At 74.0% G+C, this 14,975-nt stretch carries 14 protein-coding genes; 6 read left to right on the forward strand and 8 right to left on the reverse strand.

Annotated elements, in window-relative coordinates; genetic code table 11:
* The first annotated feature begins 186 nt into the window (after positions 1–186).
* Positions 187–924, forward strand: a complete 738-nt coding sequence (locus tag AOK22_RS03120; RefSeq protein ID WP_055697015.1) for a S1 family peptidase — start codon at positions 187–189, stop codon at positions 922–924.
* 171 nt (positions 925–1,095) lie between these two features.
* Positions 1,096–1,542 (forward strand): Lrp/AsnC family transcriptional regulator, encoded by a 447-nt coding sequence (locus AOK22_RS03125; RefSeq protein WP_055696974.1) that lies wholly within the window; start codon positions 1,096–1,098, stop codon positions 1,540–1,542.
* A gap of 21 nt (positions 1,543–1,563) precedes the next feature.
* Here the strand turns inward: AOK22_RS03125 and AOK22_RS03130 are convergent, their stop codons facing one another.
* The 3 genes from AOK22_RS03130 to AOK22_RS03140 all read right to left on the reverse strand — a co-directional run bounded on the left by AOK22_RS03130 (position 1,564) and on the right by AOK22_RS03140 (position 6,551).
* Complete coding sequence (locus AOK22_RS03130; protein WP_055696975.1) at positions 1,564–4,668, reverse strand: AAA family ATPase; 3,105 nt, start codon at positions 4,666–4,668, stop codon at positions 1,564–1,566.
* Positions 4,665–5,828 (reverse strand): exonuclease SbcCD subunit D, encoded by a 1,164-nt coding sequence (locus AOK22_RS03135; protein WP_055696976.1) that lies wholly within the window; start codon positions 5,826–5,828, stop codon positions 4,665–4,667. The genes AOK22_RS03130 and AOK22_RS03135 overlap by 4 nt, the downstream gene beginning before the upstream one ends.
* Before the next feature lie 96 nt (positions 5,829–5,924).
* Positions 5,925–6,551, reverse strand: a complete 627-nt coding sequence (locus AOK22_RS03140) for a YigZ family protein (protein WP_055696977.1) — start codon at positions 6,549–6,551, stop codon at positions 5,925–5,927.
* A gap of 214 nt (positions 6,552–6,765) precedes the next feature.
* Here AOK22_RS03140 and AOK22_RS03145 point away from each other — a divergent pair, with 214 nt between their 5' ends.
* On the forward strand, positions 6,766–7,434 hold the full coding sequence (locus tag AOK22_RS03145) for a 4'-phosphopantetheinyl transferase family protein (protein ID WP_055696978.1): 669 nt from the start codon (positions 6,766–6,768) through the stop codon (positions 7,432–7,434).
* A 23-nt stretch (positions 7,435–7,457) separates the two neighbouring features.
* Here AOK22_RS03145 and AOK22_RS03150 read toward each other — a convergent pair whose 3' ends face one another.
* Together AOK22_RS03150 and AOK22_RS03155 are read right to left on the reverse strand one after the other, a co-directional pair.
* Entirely contained in the window at positions 7,458–9,095 is a 1,638-nt protein-coding gene (locus AOK22_RS03150) for an amidohydrolase (protein WP_055696979.1), read from the reverse strand.
* A 105-nt stretch (positions 9,096–9,200) separates the two neighbouring features.
* Positions 9,201–10,688: an APC family permease gene (locus AOK22_RS03155; RefSeq protein WP_055696980.1), complete on the reverse strand. Its 1,488-nt coding sequence runs from the start codon at positions 10,686–10,688 to the stop codon at positions 9,201–9,203.
* 182 nt (positions 10,689–10,870) lie between these two features.
* On the opposite strand from AOK22_RS03155, the gene AOK22_RS03160 reads away from it, so the two are divergent.
* The gene (locus AOK22_RS03160; protein ID WP_244164681.1) at positions 10,871–11,497 is read left to right on the forward strand and encodes a TetR/AcrR family transcriptional regulator; all 627 of its coding nucleotides are present in this window, start codon (positions 10,871–10,873) and stop codon (positions 11,495–11,497) included.
* Between the two features lies 1 nt (position 11,498).
* On the opposite strand, the gene AOK22_RS03165 is transcribed toward AOK22_RS03160, so the two are convergent.
* Positions 11,499–12,182 carry a TenA family protein gene (locus tag AOK22_RS03165; protein WP_055696982.1) on the reverse strand — a complete coding sequence of 228 codons (684 nt, stop codon included), beginning with the start codon at positions 12,180–12,182 and terminating at the stop codon, positions 11,499–11,501.
* Between the two features lie 150 nt (positions 12,183–12,332).
* Between AOK22_RS03165 and AOK22_RS03170 the strand changes: the two genes are divergently transcribed.
* On the forward strand, positions 12,333–12,788 hold the full coding sequence (locus AOK22_RS03170; protein ID WP_055696983.1) for a tellurite resistance TerB family protein: 456 nt from the start codon (positions 12,333–12,335) through the stop codon (positions 12,786–12,788).
* Between the two features lie 57 nt (positions 12,789–12,845).
* Here AOK22_RS03170 and AOK22_RS03175 read toward each other — a convergent pair whose 3' ends face one another.
* Together AOK22_RS03175 and AOK22_RS03180 are read right to left on the reverse strand one after the other, a co-directional pair.
* Positions 12,846–13,778: a M56 family metallopeptidase gene (locus AOK22_RS03175; RefSeq protein WP_055696984.1), complete on the reverse strand. Its 933-nt coding sequence runs from the start codon at positions 13,776–13,778 to the stop codon at positions 12,846–12,848.
* Between the two features lie 23 nt (positions 13,779–13,801).
* Positions 13,802–14,209 carry a BlaI/MecI/CopY family transcriptional regulator gene (locus AOK22_RS03180; RefSeq protein ID WP_055696985.1) on the reverse strand — a complete coding sequence of 136 codons (408 nt, stop codon included), beginning with the start codon at positions 14,207–14,209 and terminating at the stop codon, positions 13,802–13,804.
* Positions 14,210–14,354: 145 nt separating this feature from the next.
* Here AOK22_RS03180 and AOK22_RS03185 point away from each other — a divergent pair, with 145 nt between their 5' ends.
* On the forward strand, positions 14,355–14,930 hold the full coding sequence (locus AOK22_RS03185; protein WP_055696986.1) for a TerD family protein: 576 nt from the start codon (positions 14,355–14,357) through the stop codon (positions 14,928–14,930).
* Positions 14,931–14,975: the final 45 nt, after the last annotated feature.

Raw genomic sequence — 14,975 nt, forward strand, 5'->3', positions numbered from 1 at the left:
CGATCGCAACGGATTTCCGGCGGCCGACCTCTTGCGCCGCCGACGCCTCCTCTGCCAGATTCAGCCCAGCCGAAATGGCATGCACGCAACAGGAGATACCCGCCTCCTGTGCGTGCGTCGTGGCCGCATACCTATGCAGCCCCGCTCCCCAACAGAACGTTTCATCCCCACATAATGGAGACGAACGTGCGTATATCCAGACTCGTCCCCGCACTCGCGGCCACCGCACTCGCCGTCCTGGGGCTCGCCCCCACGGCCATGGCGCAGACCTCGGCGCAGGCGGAGGCACCCCCGGCGGCGTCCGTCGACGCCCCGCAGCCGATCATCGGCGGCGGCAACGCGAGCAACGCGCCCTGGGCGGCCCGGCTCTTCTCCAACGGCCGGCAGACCTGTAGCGCCACGATCATCGCCCCGACCTGGATCCTCACCGCGAAGCACTGCGTCAGCGGCGGCGGCCTGTCCTTCCGCATCGGCAGCCTCGACCAGTCGTCCGGCGGCACCACGGCCAACGGCGTCAGCGTCACCAACCACTCGGCCTCGGACCTGTCCCTGGTCAAGCTGGACCGCTCGGTGCCGGGCACGTACGCCCGTCTCGGCAACCCGGGCTCCGTCTCCGTCGGCCAGACCGTGCAGGTCTACGGCTGGGGCGCCACGTCCCAGTGCAGCCCCGAGATCAACTGCCAGTCGCGGCTCCTCAAGGTCGCCAACGTCGTCGTGACCGGCGGCTGCCGCGACGCCTACCAGGGCCAGGCCATCTGCGCCCGGCGCGGCGACGGCATCACCGCGGGCGGCGACTCGGGCGGTCCGATGATGGCGGGCGGCGCGCAGGTCGGCGTCGCCTCCACCAGCGACCGCCAGACGACGACGGCCTACACGAACGTGACGGCGTACCGCTCCTGGATCCAGAGCGTCGCGGGCGTCTGACGGGACCGCACGGTCTCCGGACCCCGGGGAACCCACCAGAACCGTCGCCTCCGCGCTCCCACCGCGCGGAGGCGACACCGCCCGGGCAAGGACCTGCCGACACGGTCCGGACAGGGACTTTCTGGGGCCCACCCCTTGATCGGCCGGGGTTTTCCCTGTTACCTCTCGGGGATGACGGGTTATTCCACGGACGCCACCGACTGGCGCATACTCGACGTCCTCCAGCGCGAGGGCCGCGCCAGCTACGCCGAACTGGCGCGCGCCGTCTCGATGTCGGCGAGCGCCGTCACCGAACGGGTGCGGCGCCTGGAGGAGGCGGGCGTCATCCAGGGGTACGCCGCCGTGGTCGACCCGGACCGGCTCGGCCTCCCCATCCTCGCGTTCGTACGCCTGCGCTACCCGAACGGCAACTACAAGCCCTTCCACGACCTGGTCGACGCGACCCCCGAGATCCTCGAGGCGCATCACGTCACGGGTGACGACTGCTTCGTCATCAAGGTCGCGGCGCGCTCCATGCACCACCTCGAAGAGGTCTCCGGGAAGATCGGCGCGCTGGGTTCGGTGACGACGAGCGTCGTCTACTCCTCTCCCCTGCCACGCCGCCCCCTCGGCCGCTGACCCCTGCGTCCCGGGCGCCGTTCAGTCGCCGCCCCGCAGCCGCACGGTCGAGCCCGCGCGTCCCTTCACGACCTCCAGTTGCGCGTGCACGCGCCGCCTCAGGTCCGCGACGTGGCTGACGATGCCGACGCTGCGGTCCCGCTCGCGCAGCGCGTCGAGGACGTCGAGGACCTCGTCGAGCGTCTGGTCGTCCAGGCTGCCGAAGCCCTCGTCGATGAAGAGGGTGTCGAGGCGGACACCGCCCGCCTCGTCCGTGACCACGTCGGCGAGGCCCAGCGCGAGCGCCAGCGAGGCGAAGAACGTCTCGCCGCCCGACAGCGTCGCCGTGTCGCGCTCACGGCCCGTCCAGGCGTCGACGACGTGCAGGCCCAGGCCCGAACGGCCGCGTCCCGTGCGGTCGTCGGAGTGCACGAGGGTGTAGCGCCCGGACGACATGCGACGCAGCCGCACGGTCGCGGCCGCCGCCACCTGCTCCAGGCGGGCGGCCAGCACGTACGACTCCAGGCGCATCCTGCGTTCGTTGTCCGCCGAGGTGCCCGCGGCGAGGCCAGCGAGGCGCGCCACGCGGTCGTACGCGGCGCGCAGGGGCGCAAGGCCCCGCATCCCGTCCGCCGCCCGGCCCGAGAGCCGGTCGAGCTCGGCGCAGCGCCGGGCCGCGGCGTCGCGCGCGGAGGCCGCCCGGCGCAGCTGCAGGCCCGCGGCGTCCGCGGCGGTCTGTGCCGCCGGGAGGTCGGCGGTCCGCTGCCGTGCGGCGGCGGCCGTGTCCGGCTCGGCGAGCACGGAGCGCACCGCCGCCTCCTCGTTGCGCCAGGCGTCGATGCGGTGCTGGAGCTCGCGGTACCCGGCGTCGTCGAGCAGGGCCGCCGCCGCGTCCGTCGGCGTGTCGAACCCGGCGCGGAAGGCGGCGTCGGCGAGTCGCGCGTCCGCGTCCTTGAGGCGCTCGGCGGTCTCGTCGGCGGCGCGGGCGGCGTCGGCGGCCTCGGTGAGCAGAGCGGCCTGCCGCTCCAGCTGGCGGGCGCGGGCCGCCACGCTTTCCGTGCCGCCCCGCGCGCGGGCCAGCTCCTCGTCCAGAGCGCTCTGTTCGCGCTCCAGGGCGTCACGCAGGGTGGTCCGGGAGGCGGCCCGGCGCGCGGCCTCCTGCTGTCCGGCGAGCCTGCGGTCGTACTCGCGCTCGGCCTGCGCGAGCGCCTCTCGCGCGGCGTGCAGCCCGCAGGCGCGCTCGTGCGCCGCGGCGTGGGCACGGCGCAGCTCCTCGACCTCCGCGGCGAGTTCGTCGACGGTGGCGTCCTTCGATGCCGCGCTCGTCGCCTCGGTGTCCGCCGCACCGGCCCCGCCCTGTTCCGCGTCCCGCTCGGTCACGGCGCCGCCGCGTGCGGCCTCCGTCGCCGCCGCGAGCAACTCGCGTACGTCACCGAGCGCGCGCTCTGCGGCCGTGCGGGACTCGTCCGCCCTGCGGTGGGCGGCGAGCGCGGCCTCCTCGGCACCGCGGTCCACGTGTCCGGCGACCTTCCGCGCGGGCGCGGGGTGCTCCGTCGCGCCGCACACCGCGCACGGGTCGCCGTCGGTCAGGTGCGCGGCGAGTTCGGCGGCGATGCCCGTCAGGCGCTGCTCCTTGAGAGCGAGCCAGTGCTCATGGGCCGCGGTGGCGCTCTCGCGGGCGGCGAGGGCGCGCTCCTGCGCCTGTGCCGCGTCCTGGGCGAGCCCGTCGCGGCGGCGCGCCGCCGCGAGCCGTGCCCGGGCCGGTTCGAGGCGGCCCACCAGGCGCTCGGCGTGGGTGGCGGCTTCCTGGGCGGAGGCGATGCGCTCCTGGAGCGCGGCGCGGTTCTCCTCCCAGCCGTCGAGCCAGCCGGAGGCTTCCTGGAGGAGGTCGTCGTCGGCGCGCTCCTGGCGGTCCAGTGCCGTGCGCTCCGCGGTGATGTCGGCGAGCCGCTGTTCGCCGCGCCGGGCCGACGCGAGGCCTCCGAGGTCCTCGGCCGCCTTGCGCGCGGCGGCGGCGAGGCCCGCCGCGCCGGCGGCGGCGAACGTCTCGGGCAACCGGGCACGCGTGCGCGCCTCGGCCGCGGCGGCGGCGCGGTGCTCGGCGTCGGCGGTGTCGCGCAGGGCGAGCGCGGGCGCGACCGCCTCGGCCTTGCGGGCCCGCTCCAGCCTCTCCTCTAGGCCGCGCTGCTCGGCCTCGCGGGTGTGGAGCCGCGCCGCGCGCTCCTGCGCCTCGGCGAACCGGCGCTGCAGCCGGTCGAGTTCGCGTGCGTCGCCGAGGTCGCGCTCCGCGGCGGCCTGGCCGGACTCGGCGGCCGAGAGCGCGCAGTGCGCGATCGTGAGGCGCTCGCGGGCGCTCGTCCGGACGACGGCGGCCCAGGTGAGGACCGCCTCGGCCAGGCCGGGGTCGCCGGGGGCCGCGTCGGGCAGGGGCAGCTCGGCGCCCCCGCCGCCGTCCTCCGCCGCCTGCTGCATGCGGTGGGCGTCGGCCAGGAGCGCCGCGTCGCCTTCCTTGACCCCGGCCTCGGTGGTGCGCCGCTGCTCGGCGAGCCGCTGTTCGACGGCGGCGAACCTGCGCGTGTCGAAGAGCCGGCCGAGCAGCTTGCCGCGCGCCTCCGCGTCGGCGCGCAGGAAGCGGGCGAAGTCGCCCTGCGGCAGGAGCACGACCTGGCAGAACTGCTCCTTGCTCATGCCGAGCAGCTGTGTGATCTCCTCGCCGATCTCCTGGTGCGACCTGCTGAGGTCCTTCCAGCCGCCCGGCTCCGCGTCCGCCCCGGCGTCGTACTCCCGCAGCCAGCTCTGCGCCTTCTCCGTGGTGGTGCCGGTGCCGCGCTTCTTGGGGCGCTCCCAGGGCGGCTGGCGGGTGATCTCCAGGCGGCGTCCGGCGACGGTCAGTTCGAGGCACACTTCCGTGCGCGTGCCCTGTGCCGCGTGGTCGCTGCGCAGCGACATGCCCTGTCCCGCGCCCTGGCGGGCGCCGGGCACCGAGCCGTAGAGGGCGTAGCAGACGGCGTCCAGGACGGAGGTCTTGCCCGCGCCCGTGGGGCCGTGCAGCAGGAAGAGACCGGCGGCGGAGAGCTCGTCGAAGTCGATGTCCTGGGCGGTGCCGAAGGGCCCGAAGGCGGTGACGCGGAGGCGGTGGAGTCTCATCGGGCGACCTCGCGCAGCGTGTCGTCGGTGCGGACGGCGTCGAACGCCGAGCGCAGCACGGCCTGTTCCTCTTCGTCGGGTCCCGCGCCGCGCACATGGGTCACGAAGTCCTCCGCGATCTGCTGGTCGCTGCGGCCCTGGAGCCGCTTGGCGTACGACACGTCCGGGTCGTCGGGCGCGCGGTCCGGGTCGAAGACGAGGCTGAGGGTGTGGGGGAAGCGTTCGCAGAGCCGGGCCATCGGGTCGTCGGGCCGGACCGCGTCGGTGAGGGTGGCTTCGACCCACGCCTCCTCGTGGCGGGCGAGGTCCGCGTCGTCGAGCAGGGCGTCGAGGGTGCCCCGGATGCGGGCGAGCGGGCGCGGCACCGGGCAGTCGACGCGCTCGGCCTCGATCCCGCCGTCGGGGCCGAGGTCGACGAGCCACATGCTCTTGCGGTGGTCGGTCTCGGAGAACGAGTACGGCAGCGGCGAGCCGGAGTAGCGCACGCGCGGGGCGATGGTCTGGCTGCCGTGCAGGTGGCCCAGCGCCGCGTAGTCGACGCCGTCGAAGACTCCGGAGGGGACGGCCGCGACCCCGCCGATCGTGATGTCCCGCTCGCTGTCGCTGGCCTCGCCGCCGGTGACGAAGGCGTGGGCGAGGACGACGGAGCGGGTGCCCCGCGCGCGGGTGGCGAGGTCGGCGCGCACGCGGTCCATGGCGGCGCCGATGACCGCCTCGTGGCCCGCCTTGGCGACGCCGAACTCGTCCTTGACCAGCGCGGGTTCGAGGTAGGGCAGGCCGTAGAACGCCACGTCCCCGTGGTCGTCGGCGAGGACCACCGGCTCGGCGCACGCGGACGGGTCGGTGCGCAGGTGGATGCCGGCGCGGTCGATGAGGCCGGCGCCGACGCCGAGGCGGCGCGCCGAGTCGTGGTTCCCGGAGATCATGACCGTCGGCACGCCGAGGTCCGCGAGCCGGTGCAGGGCGTCGTCGAAGAGCTCGACGGCCGCGAGGGGCGGCACCGCTCTGTCGTACACGTCACCGGAGACCACGACGGCGTCCACCGCGCGCTCGCGCACGGTCGCGACGAGGTGGCCGATGAACGCGGCCTGGGCGTCGAGCATGTTCACGCGGTGGAACGAGCGGCCCAGGTGCCAGTCGGACGTGTGCAGCAGCCTCATGATCCCCGAGACTAACGGGCGGGTCGGACATCACGGGCGGCTACTGCCGTAACCGCTCCTTCCGGGGCCCGCCGCATCCCGCCGGACCCCCGCGCGTCAGGCGTCCCCGTACGCCTCTCCGCCGAGCTCGAACACCGCGCTGCCCGCCGTGGCGTCGGCCAGCCAGCCGCGGAAGGCCTCCACGTCGGCGTCGGGCAGACCGATCTCGATGGTGACCTCGTCGCCGTAGCGGACGTCGCGGACCTCGCGGCCGGCCGCCCGCAGATCGTTCTGGACCTTGCCCGCGCGCTGGTGGTCGACGGTGACGGTGGCGAGGCGGAAGCGGCGGCGGGTGACGGTGCCCAGCGCGTCGAGTGCCTCGCCGACCGCTCCTCCGTAGGCACGGATGAGTCCGCCGGCGCCGAGCTTGACCCCTCCGTAGTAGCGGGTCACAACCGCGGCGACGTACCGCATGTCGCGGCGCATGAGCATCTGCAGCATCGGGACGCCCGCGGTACCGCCGGGCTCGCCGTCGTCGCTCGCCTTCTGCACGGAGGCGTCCGCCCCGATGACGTACGCGAAGCAGTTGTGCGTGGCGGTCGGGTGCTCCTTGCGGATGCGCGCGACGAAGTCCTGCGCCTCCCGCTCGGTGGCCGCGGGTGCCAGGGCGCACAGGAAGCGCGAGCGGTTGATCTCGATCTCGTGCACGCCCTCACGGGCCACTGTGCGGTACTCGTCCTGCATCCGACCAGGGTAGGCGCTCGCCGTTCGCCGCCACCGGCCGGGAGGGCCGCCCGGTGCGCCGGAGGGCCTGTCCGCGGATCCCGCGCGCCCCACGCGTGACCTGCGAGGTGGCGTAGGACACAGCACGCACGCGGGTGCCCCGCGCCGGGTACGGTGATCTCTCGTGACGTCACCTTCCATACCCGTGCGCCAAGTCCCCGATTCCGCGGGCCCCTTGGCATCCCTGCTCTCCGATGTGCCGGTCACAGTGGTCGAGACCCACGAGGACCCGGCCGACGCCCTCCTCTTCCCCGAGGAGGAGGCGGTGGTCGCCAACGCGGTGGCCAAGCGGCGGAACGAGTTCACCACCGTCCGGCACTGCGCCCGTACCGCGCTGGGCCGGATCGGGGTGGCGCCCGCGCCGATCCTGCCGGGGCACCGCGGGGCGCCCGGCTGGCCGGCCGGGGTCGTCGGCAGCATGACGCACTGCGCCGGATACCGCGCGGCCGTCGTCGCCCGCGCCGGAGAGGTGACCTCGCTGGGCATCGACGCGGAGCCTGCCGAGCGGCTGCGCGACCCGGACGTCCTGAAGCTGGTCGCCGACGACACGGAGCGCGCCGCGCTCGCCGCGCTGGGCACGAGCCACCCGGGCACGCCCTGGGACCGGCTGCTCTTCAGCGCCAAGGAGTCCGTCTACAAGACGTGGTTCCCGCTCACCGGACGCTGGCTCGGCTTCGAGGAGGCGCGGGTCGAGCTCGACCCGGCCGGGACGTTCACCGCGCGGCTGCTCGTCGAGGGGCCCGTGGTGGAGGGCGTCGAGCTGAAGGTGTTCTCCGGCCGGTGGGTCGTGCAGAACGGCATCGCGGCGACGGCGATCGTCCTGCCGATCACGTCGTCCTCGTAGGACGTGCAGGGCGCGTAGGGCGCTCACTCCCCCTCGTCCCGGTCCCGGTACGTGCACCGCCCGCCCAGCCAGGTTCCCCGCACACGCGCGTGGCGGATCTCCATGGGGTCCGCCGTGCGCGGGTCCTCGGAGAGCAGGACCAGGTCGGCGGGGGCGCCGGGGACGAGGGCCAGGCGGTCGTCGGCGCCCGCCTGATGGGCGACGCCGGCCGTGGCGGCGGTCAGTGCCTGGTCGACGGTGAGCCGCTGGTGCGGGAGCCATCCGTCAGCCGGCTCGCCGGTGAACGTACGCCGGGTGACGGCGACTTGGATTCCCTCCAGGGGCATGTGCGAGCTGACGGGCCAGTCGCTCCCGAAGGACAGGCGCACGCCGTCGCGCGCGAGCTCACCCATGGGGTACTGCAGCGCGGCACGCTCCGCGCCGATCCGTGGGATGGACAGCTCGGTCTGGAGCGGGTCGGGCTGCGCCCACAGCGGTTCGAAATTCGCGATCACGCCGAGCGCGGCGAAGCGGGGCAGGTCGGCGGGGTCGACGACCTGGACATGGGTGATCACCGGACGCCGGTCCCAGTCCGGGTTGGCGGTGCGGGCGGCCTCGATGGCGTCGAGGGCCGCGCGCACCCCCGCGTCGCCGATGGCGTGGATGTGCGTACGGAAGCCCGCCGCGTCGAAGGCGCACACCGCCTCGGCGAGCGCCGCGGGCTCCCACACGGGCATGCCGCAGCTGTGCGGCGCGTCCAGATAGGGGGCGAGCATGGCGGCCGTACCGCCCTCGATCACACCGTCGCTGAAGAACTTGACCGTCCGCGCGGAGAGCAGTTCCCCGCCGTCGGCGTCCACGCGCGCGCGGGTCGCGGCGAACGGTCCGAGCTGCTCGCGCCAGCGGTCGGGGTCTGCGCGCTGCGCCAGGTCGACGCGGACGGACAGCGCCCCGCGGCGAGCCGCGGCCAGATAGGCGTCGGCCATCTCCGGTTCGACCCAGGCGTCCTGGACCCAGGTGATGCCCGCGCGCGCGTACGCGTGCCCGGCGCGGCGGACCGCTTCGACGAGGTCGTCCACCGGACGTGCGGGCACCTGGTCGAGCACGAGGTCGCAGGCGTGCCATTCGCGCAGTGTGCCCAGGGGTGCGCCGTCCGCGCGGCGCACGATCCAGCCGAGGCGCGGTTCGGGCGTCGTCTTGGTCACTCCGGCCCTGCGCAGCGCCTCGGTGTTGCACCACACCGTGTGGTAGTCGTGGGCGCGCAGCACGACGGGCCGGTCGGGCACCGCGGCGTCCAGCCAGCGCGCGTCGAACTCTCCTTCGGGCGCGAGCGCGGGGTCGTAGGACGCGCCGACGATCCACGCGGCCTCCGGGTGCTCGCGAGCCCACCGTCCTACCTCGGCGACGATCGCGTCGACCGAGTCCAGCTCCTTGATCTGGGGGCCGAAGCTCTCCAGACCGCCGAAGAGCGGGTGGGCGTGGCCGTCTCCGAAGGCGGCCATCAGCAGCCCGTCGCCGATGTCGACGACGTCGTCGGCGCTTGCGGCGAGGGCGCGGGCCTCCTCGCCGAGCGCGAGGATCCGGCCGTCGCGCACGGCGAGCGCGGTGGTGTCCGCGCCGGTGCCGTGGACGTCACCGCCGGTGCGGACCGTGCCGAGGAAGACGAGGGTCGTCGCCGTCATGCTGTCGCTGTCTCCTTGCTGTCGTCGTCCATCCGGTGATCGCGGGGTGCGGTTCGCCGGGTCATGGCTGGTGCCGCGCCCCGGTCCGTGCCGGTTCACGCGCGCTCAGACCCGCTCCGCGTCCACGGTCGTCAGTCGTTCGTACGCGGCCGGATCGCGTCGCCGGATTCGCAGCGCCACCGCCACCCCGGCCAGGAACAGCAGGGGCAGTGGTGCGATCAGGGCCGCGTTGACGCCGCTGGACGCGCCGGTGAGCAGGTCGAGGTTGGCGCAGACCAGGACGATCATGACCGCGAGGCCCGCGCAGGCGAGCAGTGGGGCGACGGCCACGCGCCAGGCGGGCATGCCGCGCCGGTCGCGGCGGAAGAACCCGTACACGGCGAGGGCGGCGAGCGCCTGCATGAGCATCACGCCGAGGATCCCGGAGCCGTTGGTCCACAGGAACGTGACGTCGTAGGGATCGGCCCCGCTCAGCAGCGTCGCGACGAGCACGGCGAGTGCGATGACCGACTGGGTGACGACCGCGACGGCCGGGGCCCGGGTCCGCGCGGAGACCGTGCCGAGGCGGGCCGGGAGCAGGCCTTCCCTGCCGAGCGCGTAGAAGTAGCGGGCCGCGCCGTTGTGGAAGGCGAGGGTCGCGGCGAAGGCGCTGGTGATGAGCAGCACGTGCATGGAGTCGGCGGCCCAGGCCCCGGCGAAGCGCTCGGTGGCGGTGAAGACCATGTCGGCGCCGCCCGCGCCGTTCGCGACGTCCTGGGCGCGGTCGGCTCCGTACGCGTTGATGATCATCCATATGGTGAAGGTGTAGAAGAGCGCGAGGAAGGCCACGGCCGCGTAGGTGGCGCGCGGCACGCTCCGCTCGGGCCGCCGCGCCTCCTCGGCGTAGATCGCGGTGGCCTCGAAGCCGATGAAGGCGCCGAGGGCGAGGACGAACATGCCGCCCATCCCGGAGGTGCCGAGGTGGGCGGGCGAGAGCGTGCCGAGGTCGAGGCCGCTCGGGCCGCCGCCGTGCGCGAGGACGCCTCCCTCGAAGACGAGCAGCACCAGGACTTCGAGGACGAGCGCGGCGCCGAGGACCTTGGCGCTCAGCGTCACCTTGAGGTAGCCGAGCACCCCGATGGCGGCGAGCCCGATGGACGCCCAGGCCCACCAGGGCACATGGATCCCGGTGAGGTCCTCGAAGCCCGCTTCGGTGAACCAGCCGAACGCGGCGAGCAGTCCGACCTCGATGGCGTTGTACGAGAAGAGCGCGACGTACGCGGCGCCCGCTCCCGTCGGACGGCCGAGGCCTCGGCCGACGTAGGCGTAGAAGGCACCGGCGTTGCGCACGAAGCGGCTCATCGCCGTGAATCCCGCGGCGAAGACGACGAGCAGCACGCCGGAGAGCAGATAGCCGAGCGGTGCCGCCTCCCCCGCCATGCCGATGGCGAGCGGGGCCACGCCCGCCATGACGGTCAGCGGCGCGGCGGCGGCCACCACGAAGAACACCAGGTCGCCGGTGCCGATGGCACCGTCGCTGAGTCCGCGGGCGGCGGAGTCGGTGCCGGAAGCGGAGGCTGAGGCGGCGGGCGGGACGGAGGAGGGTGCTGTCACGCGCGTGCTCCCTGATGTCGGTGCCCGGCCGGGCCGGGACGGCGAGGGCGGCCCGAAAACTAAACCCTTTAGTTCGAGCTGGCAGGACCGTACTCTTCGGGTGGGGCGTCAGGGAAGACCCCCTTGCGGAACGGGAGTTGCGAGGCCGTGGCATGACGGGCAGGGGCAGACCGCGCAGACCCGTGCTGAGCGCGGACCTGATCGCGCGCGAGGCGCTGGCACTGATCGACGCCGAGGGCACGGCCGCGTTCAGCCTGCCGCGGCTCGCCGACCGGCTCGGGGTGCGGACCGCGTCGCTGTACAACCACCTGGACGGGCGCGCGGCCGTCGTCGAGGGGGTGCGGCGCCTGGTCGTCGAGGAGATGGACGTCTCCGCGTTCGCCGTGCTGCCCTGGCCCGACGCCCTCGCGGTGTGGGCGCGTTCGTACCGCGCGGCGTTCGCGCGCCACCCTCATGCCATCGACCTGCTCGCCACGACGACGATCAGCTCTCCGGCGACGCTCGCCATGTACGAGGCGGTGGTGGCGGCGCTGGCGCGCGGCGGCTGGCCGCGGGAGCGTCTGGTGGCGGTCCTGACGAGCGTGGAGTCCTTCCTGCTCGGCTCCGCGCTCGATCTCGTCGCGCCGCCCCTGATGATCGACCCGGCGGGTCACGCGCCGCGCGTCCCCGTCCTCGCGGCTGCCCTGCGCGCGGCCCACGACGGGGACAAGGCGGCCCGCGCGGACCAGGCGTTCGAGGCGGGACTCGACGCGCTGATCCGCGGCCTCGTGGCGCAGTCGGAGGAGCTGCGGGGCGGCGGGTCCGGGTGAGTCAGCGGTCGCCCGCCGTCTCGTCGGCGTGCGCGAGGGTCTCCCAGAACATGGCCTCGTAACTCTGTACGAGCCTGCCGTGGTGCAGGTGTGCCGCGGTGACGCTTCCCCGGTCGAGGCCGGCCTGCACCGCGGTGAGCGCCTGCCGGTCGAGGTCCGGCGCGGGCTCGGCGAAGAGGTCGAAGAAGCCGCAGGCCTCGTCGGAGAAGCCGTGGCGTTCGCGCAGCGCGCGGGCGATGGCCGCGCAACAGCGGCCCCAGGAGGCGAAGTTGGCGGTGAGGGCGAGGACGACGTCGACCGGTTCGCCGTTCAGGGCGAGCCAGGCCACGTACGCCGGGTAGGCCTGGCAGCCCGCCTGCGGTTCGTACGTCAGCCGCTCCGCCTCGTCGACCGCGCAGGCGTCGAGGAGCGGCGCGAGGCGCTCCTCGGCGAGGCTCTCGCCGTCGGCGAGTGCCTCGAAGAAGGCGGCGGACTCCGGGTCCTTGGCCTCGATGGACCGCTGCGCCAGGTGCCGGAAGGAGCGCCGGTCGGCGGGGATCACGTGGCACTGTTCCAGGGCGAGGACCGCGACCGTCCGCAGGCGCGCCCGGCCGTCGGCGATGCGCGGCACGAGCGGGTTGGCGGCCGGATCCGCGGCGAGGAGTGCCGTCGTGGTCCGCAGGAGCTCCTGAGCCGTCGGTGTCATCGCGCGCACCCTCTCACTGGGCGGGAACTTCTCGGCCCGGCTGCTAGTTTCTACTCTGTTGTAGAAACTGGCGACGCCCCGGACCTGCGAGCAGCGTACCGGGGCCTCGCCCAACACCCCTGATACATCGATACGTTTATGGAGCTCCCCATGGCCCTGTGGGACCGCGTCAAGGAATCCGCATCGACGATGCAGACCCAGCTGATGGCGAAGAAGAACGACCTCAAGAGCGGCGCCTTCCGCGACGCGAGCATGGCGATGTGCGCTCTGGTGGCCGCCGCCGACGGCACCGTGGACGCCTCCGAGCGCCAGCGCGTGGCCCAGCTCATCGGGACGAACGAGGTGCTGCAGAACTTCCCCGCGGACGACCTGCGCCGCCGTTTCGACGAGTACGTGGACAAGCTGACGGCCGACTTCGCCTTCGGCAAGGTGAGCGTTCTCCAGGAGGTCGCGAAGGCCAAGAAGAAGCCGGCGGAGGCCCGCGCGGTCATCCAGATCGGCATCGTCATCGGCGGCGCCGACGGCGACTTCGACAAGGACGAGCAGGGTGTCGTGCGCGAGGCGTGCTTCGCCCTCGACCTGCCGCCGCACGAGTTCGACCTCTGACGGACCCCGGCGGACCGGCCCCTGGGGGCCGGTCCGTGTACGGCGCCGCGGGCCCGCTCACAGCGGTGTGGCGGCGCGCAGGATCAGGACCATCGTGACCGCGGAGTTCGCGGAGGACATCGCCGAGACAGCGGTGCCGAACGCCGCGCACCACAGGGCCAGCCCCACCGCCGTGAACACGGAAGGGCGGGTGCGGGCGGCGGGCGCCGGGGCGAGCAGCGCGGCCACACGGCGCGGCACCGGCCCCGGCGCCGCGAGTCCCGCCAGCGTCGGCGCGGGCACGCCCCGCGACACGAGGGCCGCCTTGCCGATCGCGCGGGCGACGGTGCGCCGGTCCCGCACGTCGCGCGCGGCCGCCTCGTCGGCCCACCGCTCCGCGGTGTAGGCGACGGAGGTGCGCAGCGGCCGCAGGAAGGGATTGGCGCGGGCCGCGAGCTGCGTGACGAGCAGATGCCGGTGGTGCCGCCCGGAGAGGTGCGCCCGCTCGTGCGCGAACAGCGCCCGGCGCTCGGGAGCCGCGAGCTTCGACAGCATGCCGGTGGTGACCACCACGCGCCCGCCCGCGCGCGACGGCAGCGCGTACGCGTACGACGCGTCGTCGTCGAGGACGGCGACGGAGGTGCCGGGCAGCCCTGCGAGCGCGCGGCTTCCCCGGCGGCGTACACGCGCGTGCCGCCAGAGCGTGCGCGCGCAGGCCGCGCACACGGCGAGCAGCGCGGGGATGGCGACCCGCCCCGCGACCTCGTCATAGGGGACGGCGGCGCGCACCTCGGGGTCGGACCAGCCGTCGGGCAGGGGGTTTCCCGGCAGTTGGGCGGTGCCGACGACCATGAGAAGCGCCAGGCAGAGCGTGCTGCACAGGGCCATCACGCCGGCGACGGCGGTGAGCAGCCGGGTCGCGGCGCGCGGGTGGAGATGCTGCTCGGCGAGGCGGGCTATCGGCCACGCGGTCAGCGGCAGCACGAGGGGCAGGAAGACGAACACGCCCATCAGCGAAGTACCCCCCTCGGGCGTCAGTCGTCCGCGTCGGCGCCCGCCCGGCCGAGCAGGTCGCGCAGGAGCTGCTCGTCGTCGGGCGTGAGCGTGGTGACGAAGCTGGCGAGGACCGCCTCGCGGTCGCTCTCGCCGTCGAGCACCTTGCGCATGCGGAAGGCCGCGAGCCCGGCCTCGTCCGACGCGGGCAGCCAGGCGAAGGACCGGCCCGCGCGCTCCCGGGTGACCGCGTCCTTGGCGAGCAGGCGCGTCAGGATCGTCATCACGGTCGTGTACGCGAGGTCGCCGCCGATCCGCTCCTGCACCCAGGCGGCGCTGACGGGACCGCGCGCGGCGTGCAGCGCGGCGAGCACCTGCGACTCCAGTTCGCCCTGCGCGCGGCGGCGCAGCCGCGGCTGCGGCTCCTCGCTGTCGTCATGACGCTTCATGCCCGGGTATCCCTCCTGCGACTCCGTGCTCCGCGGCGGACGGGGAGCGCCCTATCGTAACGGGGACACCGCGTCCCGTTAATTTCTACATTCCTGTAGTTTTTACGGAACCACTCATCCAGATCTCTGACCTCAGGAGGACATCGTGGGAGTTTCCCTGGCCAAGGGCGGCAACGTCTCGCTCAGCAAGGAGGCCCCGGGCCTCACCGCCGTGCTGGTCGGCCTGGGCTGGGATGTGCGCACCACCACCGGCACGGACTACGACCTGGACGCCAGCGCGCTGCTGTGCGACGACTCCGGCAAGGTCGTCTCCGACCAGCACTTCGTCTTCTACAACAACCTGACCAGCCCCGACGGCTCGGTCGAGCACACCGGTGACAACCTCACCGGTGAGGGCGAGGGCGACGACGAGGCCGTGAAGGTGAACCTCGCGCAGGTGCCCGCCCAGATCACGAAGATCGTCTTCCCGGTGTCGATCCACGACGCCGAGAACCGCGGCCAGAGCTTCGGCCAGGTCCGCAACGCGTTCATCCGCGTGGTGAACCAGGCGGACGGCAACGAGATCGCCCGCTACGACCTCTCCGAGGACGCCTCCACCGAGACCGCCATGGTCTTCGGCGAGCTCTACCGCCACGGCGCGGAGTGGAAATTCCGCGCGGTCGGGCAGGGTTATGCCAGTGGGCTGCGCGGCATCGCCTCGGACTTCGGTGTGAACGTCTGAGACGACCCCGGCTCGGACGGCATCACGCCGCGACCGCTGAGCGGC

It is taken from the genome of Streptomyces silaceus, assembly GCF_001419745.1.
In the GTDB taxonomy this organism is placed as follows: domain Bacteria; phylum Actinomycetota; class Actinomycetes; order Streptomycetales; family Streptomycetaceae; genus Streptomyces; species Streptomyces silaceus.

Excerpts from the sequence above, each read along its gene's own strand:
- AOK22_RS03150 (WP_055696979.1), bottom strand. The coding sequence starts at position 9,095 with ATGACGGCGACGACCCTCGTCTTCCTCGGCACGGTCCGCACCGGCGGT.
- AOK22_RS03140 (WP_055696977.1), bottom strand. The coding sequence starts at position 6,551 with ATGCAGGACGAGTACCGCACAGTGGCCCGTGAGGGCGTGCACGAGATC.
- AOK22_RS03170 (WP_055696983.1), top strand. The coding sequence starts at position 12,333 with ATGGCCCTGTGGGACCGCGTCAAGGAATCCGCATCGACGATGCAGACC.
- AOK22_RS03130 (WP_055696975.1), bottom strand. The coding sequence starts at position 4,668 with ATGAGACTCCACCGCCTCCGCGTCACCGCCTTCGGGCCCTTCGGCACC.
- AOK22_RS03125 (WP_055696974.1), top strand. The coding sequence starts at position 1,096 with ATGACGGGTTATTCCACGGACGCCACCGACTGGCGCATACTCGACGTC.
- AOK22_RS03180 (WP_055696985.1), bottom strand. The coding sequence starts at position 14,209 with ATGAAGCGTCATGACGACAGCGAGGAGCCGCAGCCGCGGCTGCGCCGC.
- AOK22_RS03175 (WP_055696984.1), bottom strand. The coding sequence starts at position 13,778 with ATGGGCGTGTTCGTCTTCCTGCCCCTCGTGCTGCCGCTGACCGCGTGG.
- AOK22_RS03165 (WP_055696982.1), bottom strand. The coding sequence starts at position 12,182 with ATGACACCGACGGCTCAGGAGCTCCTGCGGACCACGACGGCACTCCTC.
- AOK22_RS03135 (WP_055696976.1), bottom strand. The coding sequence starts at position 5,828 with ATGAGGCTGCTGCACACGTCCGACTGGCACCTGGGCCGCTCGTTCCAC.